We start from the raw sequence: 503 nt of genomic DNA on the forward strand, positions 1-503 counted from the left end.
TAAGCCGTTGGTGTCAGGTTTAGCGGGCTTCTCACCGTCGCCGTCGGCTTCATCCGGCTCTGTCTCCTCATCGGGTGAAGCTGTCTCGGTTTGGGGTGCTGGTGGGACTGGCTTCTGGGTCTGGACGGCTGGCACCTTCGGAACGGGTAACGGTGTCTGTGCCTGGACGTGTCCGCAAATCAGCAGTGATAAGGGTAAGCTCCACAGACAGATCTTTATCGTTCTGCCCTTGCCATCGAACTCGTTGCACTTTGCCAGCATAAGGACTTTTTACCTGTGAGAGTTGATTGAGTTGCGTATCAAGGTTCTGTAATTGGATGTTGACCTGACTGAGTTGGAAGGTACGATCGCGTTCCTGCTTCTCCCACTCTTGCATCTGGCGCTGATACTCCAAGCGTTGTCGTTCGAGTTCAATATCTCGTTTACCTCGCTCTAATGAGTTTTCATACTGCTCTCGCTGGTAGTCACTCTTTGCCCGTTCTAATTTGGCTTTTGCGAGTTCT

1 pseudogene is annotated in these 503 nt (G+C 51.9%); it reads right to left on the minus strand.

The features are described 5' to 3' along the window. Positions 1-67 precede the first annotated feature (67 nt). Positions 68-503 (minus strand): annotated as a pseudogene (locus ACKFKF_RS31145) (hypothetical protein); the annotation flags it as partial.

It is taken from the genome of Phormidesmis sp. 146-12 (genome assembly GCF_052939495.1).